We start from the raw sequence: 6,741 nt of genomic DNA on the forward strand, positions 1-6,741 counted from the left end.
AAGATATGTTTGATGTGGATCCAATGAGAGTAGCCATGTGCTACTACAAATGCCAGTCAAACTCTTACACAGCTATGCGGTTCCAAGGGGCTTCATTCATCGCTGCAATAGATCCAGCAACGCCGTAAGCGTTTGCTGCGGGGCCTCTTCCGGAATGTTGTGCCCAACATCGGCCAGTACCCGCCGCTCATATGGCCCGGTGAAATGGTCTATGTCCTCATCTTCTGCTGGCGCCGGACCGACGCCGTCATCGGCGCCACACAGGGAGATGGTCGGCACGCTGATTGCCGGTTGTCTTGTCAGCAGTTGCTCCATCCATTCCAGAGCCGGATCGCCCGGTGCATACATGAAACGATGTCGGTAGGAATGAATCACCACGTCGACAAAGTCGGGATTGTCGAAGGCTGGGGCACTCAGCGGATAGCGCTCGGCGTTTTGCGTCCACGTCGGCGACCACAGACGCCAAAGCAGTTCGCAAAACTCCCGTCGGTTTTGCCTCAGACCTTCAATGCCGCGTGGCGTGTGGAAATAATACTGGTACCACAGCCGATGCTCGGTCTCTGGGGCCAGCGGCTGGGTCGAATGTGGAATGTTTTGCAGGTTATAGCCGTCTCCGGTCACCAGACCACGTACCCGCTCTGGAAACAGCGCCGCAACAATGCACGCCGCCCGACCGCCCCAGTCATAACCGCAGAGGGTGGCTTGTTCGATCCCCAGCGCATCCATCAGATCCAGCAAGTCCTGAGCCAGCGCTGCTTGCTGCCCTGAGCGCAAAGTGTCCGGACTGTTAAATCGGGTCGGGCCGTAGCCGCGCAGATATGGAACGATGACCCGATAACCCTTGGCTGCGAGGGTCGGAGCAATTTCATCGTAGGCGCGGGGAGAGTAGGGGAATCCGTGAAGCAGAATCACTGGTTCGCCGCTGTCGGGACCATGATTTTCGCAGGCAATGTCCAGGGTCTGCGTCCGTACATGTTGGATGTCAGTCATGGAAGGCTCCGAAAAAATAGGCGTCCAGCAACACTAGACCAAACCGCTGAACCTGTTGCAGATGAACCTTGTGGCGAGGGAGCAAGCTCCCTCGCCACAGTTGCTCTATCAGGCTGGGGTTTCTGTTTCGGGCACCTGATTGAAATACTTCGTCCGATCCGGGGTAAACGTCACCACCATTTTCGTCCGCGAACAGGTCAGTGCCCGTTCGACGCTCAGATCAATATCCAGATCCTCTCCGCGTAATCCCTGCCACTGCGCCAGATACTTCAGGGAACCGTATTTTTGGCTTTTCTTCAGGCTGCGGCTGACGCCACCTTTCCAGCCGAGCACGGGCAGTTCGTCGGCGAGGCAGCGTTGGGCGAGGTCGGGGAAGCGTGCGGCGCGCTGGCGGCCGACTTCCCAGCACTTGATCAGGCCGTTGTCGGCGGCTTCCCAGAGTTGGCTGCGGTTGAGGCCGGTGCGCAAGGGCATGTCGATGGGACGGTGGACGTGCTGGGTCATTCTGGTTCCTTGAATTCGGGTTTTATTGGACAGCTCCGCTGTGCCCGTTGCGGTGGATGGTAGGGGGGGATGTAACAGCTGGCAACAAGGTATTTCAGGGTGTAAGTGCGAGTTGCGGGGCACGAAGTGCGGTTGATTTGTTTAAGGCGTGTAGGTGTCGAACCGCATAACTGTGGTGAGGGGATTTATCCCCGTTCGGCTGCGCAGCAGTCGCAAAGCCAGTCGATGCGGTACTTGTGATGAAGTGAGCAGATCAGGGACGGGGGCCGCTTCGCAGCCCAACGGGGATAAATCCCCTCGCCACAGAGTGCAGACATCTTTCAGAAATGTGTGGGCAAGATCCTACAAACACTGTGTGCAATTGGACATTTCCGACAGGCTCTGACGAACATTACGGCTGCCACGAGTCCTTTTCGCCACTCAACCGCCTGTCCAGAAAACTCGCCGCACTGATCAGCGCCAGATGCGTCAACGCCTGCGGGGTATTGCCCAGATGTCGCCCATGGCTGTCGAACTCTTCTGCATACAACCCCAGCGGATTGGCGTAACGCAGCAGTTGTTCGAATTCCAGATGCGCCTTTTCCACCTGCCCGGCGCGGGCCAGGCATTCGACGTACCAGAACGAACACGCGGCAAACGCGCCTTCGGTGCCGGCCAAACCGTCGATATTGGCGTCATCGTTGCGATAGCGATAAACCATGCCATCGCGCACCAGATGTTTCTCGATGGCTTCGAGGGTCGAGAGCCAGCGCGGGTCCTTGGCGCTGACGAAACGCACCAGCGGCATCAACAGCATCGAACCATCGAGAGCAGTGCCGCCCTTGTACTGCACAAAATGCCCGCGCTCTTCATTCCAGAAGTTGTCCCAGATATCCGCGTAGATCGCCTGACGGGTCTGATCCCATTGCGCAAACGGGGCCGGCAGCGAGCGTTTCGAGGCTAGCCGAATCGCCCGATCCAGCGCCACCCAGCACATCAGCCGTGAGTGCAGGAAATGGTGCGTCTCACCGCGCATTTCCCAGATGCCGACGTCTTCGGTCTGCCAGGTCTCACACACCTGATTGACCACTTCACACACGTGCTTCCAGCCTTCGTGGGAAATCGCATCGCCGTACTTGTTGACCAGATACACCGCATCCATCAGTTCGCCGAAGATATCCAGCTGAATCTGGTCATACGCGCCATTGCCAATGCGTACCGGTTTTGCGCCGCCGTGGCCGGACAAATGCGTGAGTTCGGTTTCCGGCAATTCCTGACGTCCGTCGATGGCGTACAGAATGTTCAGCTTCATCGATTGGCCATGGCAATCACTGACCCGGCCGCGCATCCAGCGCATATAGGCGTTGGCTTCTTCAACAAAGCCCAGGCGCATGAACGCATACACGGTAAACGAGGCGTCGCGGACCCAGGTGTAGCGGTAGTCCCAGTTGCGTTCGCCGCCGACGGCTTCCGGCAGGCCGAACGTCGCCGCCGCGAGGATTGCCCCGTGTTTGCGTGAGGTCAGCAGCTTGAGCGCAAGCGCCGAACGGTTGACCATTTCGCGCCAGCGGCCACGGTAGTTGGACTGGCCGATCCAGTCGCGCCAGAACTTCAGCGTGCGTTCCATGCACAACTTGGCCGCGTCCTCGGCAAAACGCGGATCGTCTGCGCCACCGAGTAGAAACTCGGCGCTCTGATCCTGTTTCAAGCTGAACGACGCCAGCGCCGACTCGGCATCGATGTACATCGGCTGATCCGCTACCAGTCGCAGCGATGGCTGACCTTCGGCGCTGAACACCACCGTTTGCCCATCCATCTGCGCACTGGTTTCGGCGCGGGCATAGTCGTGGCGAACGGCGCAGCGCATGTGGAACTTCGCTTCCCCGCTGACCACTCGGACCCGACGCATCAACAGCGGCAGGTCATCGACGCTGTCACCAATCGGCAGCAGATCAGTGATTTCCACCACCGCAAATTCACTGAGCCAGCGGGTTTGCAGAACATTGGTGTCCGGCAAATAAATCTGCTCACGGCGGGCATCCGGCAAATCCGGAGCGAGCTGGAAAATCCCCGCCTCTGGACTGTCGAGTAGCGAACAGAAAATCGTCGGGCTGTCGAACTCCGGCCAGCAGAAAAAATCCACGCTGCCCTTGTCGTTGACCAGTGCCGCGCTGCGCATGTCGCCGATGATGCCGTGGGCGTCGATAGCGCTTTGTCGTTCGGGATGATGTTCAGCCATTGCCGCGAAACTCCGGATAGAGGCTCATGCCGCCATCGATGAACAGGGTGGTGCCGACAATGTAGTCGGCGGCGTCGGAGGCGAGAAACACCACGGCGTTGGCGACATCCTCGACATCGCCGATACGGCCGTAGGGAATCAGGTCGAGCAGTTTTTCGCCGGCCGCGCCTTCGGTGGCCTCTTTATTTATAGCCGTGCGAATCGCTCCGGGAGCGATGCCATTGATGCGGATGCGCTCACGGCTGACTTCCTGAGCCAGGGTTTGCATCAGTTGGTCGACGCCACCCTTGGACGCGGCGTAATTGACATGTCCGGCCCACGGAATACGCTGGTGCACCGAACTCATGTGAATGATTTTGCCGGCAGCGCGGGACACACCTTCGCGGATGCCCTGACGCTTGAAGATGCGCAACGCGGCGCGGGCGCAGAGGAACTGGCCGGTGAGGTTGACGCCGATCACCTGATTCCAGTCCGCCAGCGACATATCCACAGCCGCTGCGTCTTTTTGCATACCGGAGTTGGCGACCAGAATGTCCAGTGAGCCGAAGGCTTCCAGCGTCTCGGCGAACAGTCGTTCGACGTCGTCTTCCTTGGACACATCGGCGCCGATGGCCAGTGCCTGCCCGCCATCGGCGATGATCTGCCGGGCCAGTTCCTGTGCAGGTTCAGCCTGGCGGTTGTAGTTGATGACAACGGCCGCACCCGCTGCAGCGAGGGCTTTGGCGGCTGCGTGGCCGATGCCGGAGCTGGCGCCAGTGACCAGTGCAACCTGACGGGCGAGGGAAATGTGCATGCGCGGTTGTGCCTTGGGTGAGGGCCTAGTTAGCTGACTAGCCGATTGCCTTGAGAGTTCAGAGCAAGATCAAAAGATCGCAGCGTGCCGCAGCTCCTACAGGGGAATGCGGGCTTCACACTCCACCAACAATTCACTGCTTCCACGCCCATTGGCCTTGTGGCAACTTGGCGGCCCTGAATGAGGCTGCATCCGATGGCAAACCCTTACCGCGAACTGTTCAACGCCCCCGGTGCCCGGGCTTTTGTGATTGCCGGGATGATTGCGCGCATGCCGATCTCCATGACCGGTATCGGCCTGATCACCATGCTCGCGCAGCTTCAGGGTGGCTACGGACTGGCCGGTGCAGTGGCGGCGACGTTTGCTCTGGCCACGGCGTTTTGTGCACCGCAGGTCTCGCGGCTGGTCGACCGCTATGGTCAGGGGCGGGTTCTGCCGGTGTCGGCACTGATCGGCGGCGGGGCGCTGTTGATGTTGTTGCTGTGTACCCGTTTGCAGGCGCCGACCTGGACGCTGTTCATCTTTGCTGCGCTGGCCGGTTGCATGCCGAGCATGTCGGCGATGGTGCGGGCGCGCTGGACCGAAATCTATCGTGGTCAACCGCAATTGCAGACCGCTTATGCGCTGGAGTCGGTGCTTGATGAAGTGTGTTTCATCGTCGGCCCGCCATTGTCGGTGGGGTTGTGTGTAGTGGCATTTCCCGAGGCGGGGCCATTGGCGGCGCTGTTGATGCTGGCGATCGGTGTCACCGCGTTCGTCGCCCAGCGCAGTACCGAGCCAGCGGTGCACCCGCATGAGTCTCATCATCAGGGTTCGATCATTCGTTCGACGGACATTCAATTGCTGCTGGCGCTGATGATTGCCATGGGCATCATTGTCGGCGTGGTCGATGTGGTCAGCGTCGCGTTCGCCCAGCAACAAGGGCAACCGGCGGCGGCGAGCATTGTGTTGTCGGTCTACGCCATCGGTTCCTGTCTGGCCGGGATCGCCTTCGGCGCGATGCGCTCGAAATTACCGTTGCCGCGACTGTTTCTGTACGGCGGTGTAGCGACGGCGGTGACCACGTTGCCGCTGTTGCTGGCGAGCAATATTTTCGGGCTGGCGTTGGCGGTGTTCGTCGCCGGGCTGTTCTTCTCGCCGACGTTGATTGTGGCGATGGCGCTGATTGAACGCATCGTGCCGCCGGCCAAGTTGACCGAAGGGCTGACCTGGCTGGTGACCGGTTTGAGTATTGGCGTCGCCATCGGCGCTGCCGGCTCCGGAGCGTTGGTGGATGCCTTCGGTGCCCGCAGCGGGTTCTGGCTGGCGATTGCCGCCGGGGCCGTCGTGCTGGGCGCGGCGGTGCAAAGTTACCGACACCTGAAGTGACTGGATGGCAGGGGCGAGGGCTAATTTCTACAAGGTCGCTTTCGTTCTTCTATACAGACAACTTTTCGAGGTAAGCCGGGTGACTCAGCTGACATTGCTGTGCCTTCCTTATTCGGGCGCCAGTGCCATGGTTTACAGCCGCTGGCGGCGCAAACTGCCAGAGTGGCTGACGCTGCAACCGGTCGAACTGCCGGGACGCGGCGCGCGATTCGGCGAAGCGCTGCAAACCGACATGCGTGCGCTGGCGCGTCAATTGGCGGCCGAACTGCAAACTTCATTGCGTGCGCCGTATGCGATTTTCGGCCATAGCCTGGGGGCATTGCTGGCCAGCGAACTGGCTCACGCACTGCGCGCACTGGGGTTGCCGGAGCCCGTGGCGTTATTTGCCTCCGGTACCGCGGCGCCGACCATGCGCAGCGACTACGACCGTGGTTTCTCCGAGCCCAAGACCGATGCCGAATTGATCAATCAACTGCGCACCCTCAATGGCACCAGTGAAGAGATCCTCGCCAACGACGAGTTGATGAGTCTCACGCTGCCGGTGCTACGAGCTGATTTTCTGCTGTGCGGACGCTTTCAGCCGATCCAGCGTCCGTTGCTCAAATGCCCTGTGCATGTGCTTGGCGGCACCACTGATCGTGCCACCACTGAACAATTGATTGGCTGGAGCAAGGAAACCCACGGCAGCTTTTCCGTGGACATGCTGGCCGGTGGGCACTTCTTCATTCATGAGCACGAAGCCAAAGTGCTGCGGGTGATCAAGGATCAGCTGGATGTGCATCATCGACGGCACGGTCTGCTCGTCAGCGCCTGATTTTTCTGTGGGAGCGTGCTTGCTCGCGAAGGTTTTATCCGCCGCCAATGATCT

6 protein-coding genes are annotated in these 6,741 nt (G+C 59.9%); 2 read left to right on the forward strand and 4 right to left on the reverse strand.

Annotation, left to right across the window (positions count from 1 at the left end):
- Nucleotides 1-96 precede the first annotated feature (96 nt).
- The 4 genes from ACIOZM_RS05570 to ACIOZM_RS05585 form a co-directional block, all read right to left on the reverse strand.
- Complete coding sequence (locus ACIOZM_RS05570) at nt 97-990, reverse strand: alpha/beta fold hydrolase (protein WP_401210459.1); 894 nt, start codon at nt 988-990, stop codon at nt 97-99.
- Between the two features lie 108 nt (nt 991-1,098).
- Nucleotides 1,099-1,494 carry a hypothetical protein gene (locus tag ACIOZM_RS05575; protein ID WP_401210462.1) on the reverse strand — a complete coding sequence of 132 codons (396 nt, stop codon included), beginning with the start codon at nt 1,492-1,494 and terminating at the stop codon, nt 1,099-1,101.
- Between the two features lie 391 nt (nt 1,495-1,885).
- Nucleotides 1,886-3,712 (reverse strand): glycoside hydrolase family 15 protein, encoded by a 1,827-nt coding sequence (locus tag ACIOZM_RS05580; protein ID WP_401210464.1) that lies wholly within the window; start codon nt 3,710-3,712, stop codon nt 1,886-1,888.
- Complete coding sequence (locus tag ACIOZM_RS05585; protein ID WP_401210467.1) at nt 3,705-4,505, reverse strand: glucose 1-dehydrogenase; 801 nt, start codon at nt 4,503-4,505, stop codon at nt 3,705-3,707. The genes ACIOZM_RS05580 and ACIOZM_RS05585 overlap by 8 nt, the downstream gene beginning before the upstream one ends.
- Nucleotides 4,506-4,700: 195 nt before the next feature.
- Here ACIOZM_RS05585 and ACIOZM_RS05590 point away from each other — a divergent pair, with 195 nt between their 5' ends.
- Together ACIOZM_RS05590 and ACIOZM_RS05595 are read left to right on the forward strand one after the other, a co-directional pair.
- Entirely contained in the window at nt 4,701-5,873 is a 1,173-nt protein-coding gene (locus ACIOZM_RS05590) for an MFS transporter (protein WP_401210470.1), read from the forward strand.
- Between the two features lie 79 nt (nt 5,874-5,952).
- Entirely contained in the window at nt 5,953-6,687 is a 735-nt protein-coding gene (locus tag ACIOZM_RS05595; RefSeq protein ID WP_401210472.1) for a thioesterase II family protein, read from the forward strand.
- The last annotated feature ends 54 nt before the right edge of the window (nt 6,688-6,741 follow it).

This window comes from Pseudomonas sp. NPDC087346, assembly GCF_044744235.1.
Classification (GTDB): domain Bacteria; phylum Pseudomonadota; class Gammaproteobacteria; order Pseudomonadales; family Pseudomonadaceae; genus Aquipseudomonas.

Bases quoted from the DNA above. Each gene is read 5' to 3' on its own strand.
- ACIOZM_RS05570 (WP_401210459.1), bottom strand. From the start codon at position 990: ATGACTGACATCCAACATGTACGGACGCAGACCCTGGACATTGCCTGC.
- ACIOZM_RS05575 (WP_401210462.1), bottom strand. From the start codon at position 1,494: ATGACCCAGCACGTCCACCGTCCCATCGACATGCCCTTGCGCACCGGC.
- ACIOZM_RS05580 (WP_401210464.1), bottom strand. From the start codon at position 3,712: ATGGCTGAACATCATCCCGAACGACAAAGCGCTATCGACGCCCACGGC.
- ACIOZM_RS05585 (WP_401210467.1), bottom strand. From the start codon at position 4,505: ATGCACATTTCCCTCGCCCGTCAGGTTGCACTGGTCACTGGCGCCAGC.
- ACIOZM_RS05590 (WP_401210470.1), top strand. From the start codon at position 4,701: ATGGCAAACCCTTACCGCGAACTGTTCAACGCCCCCGGTGCCCGGGCT.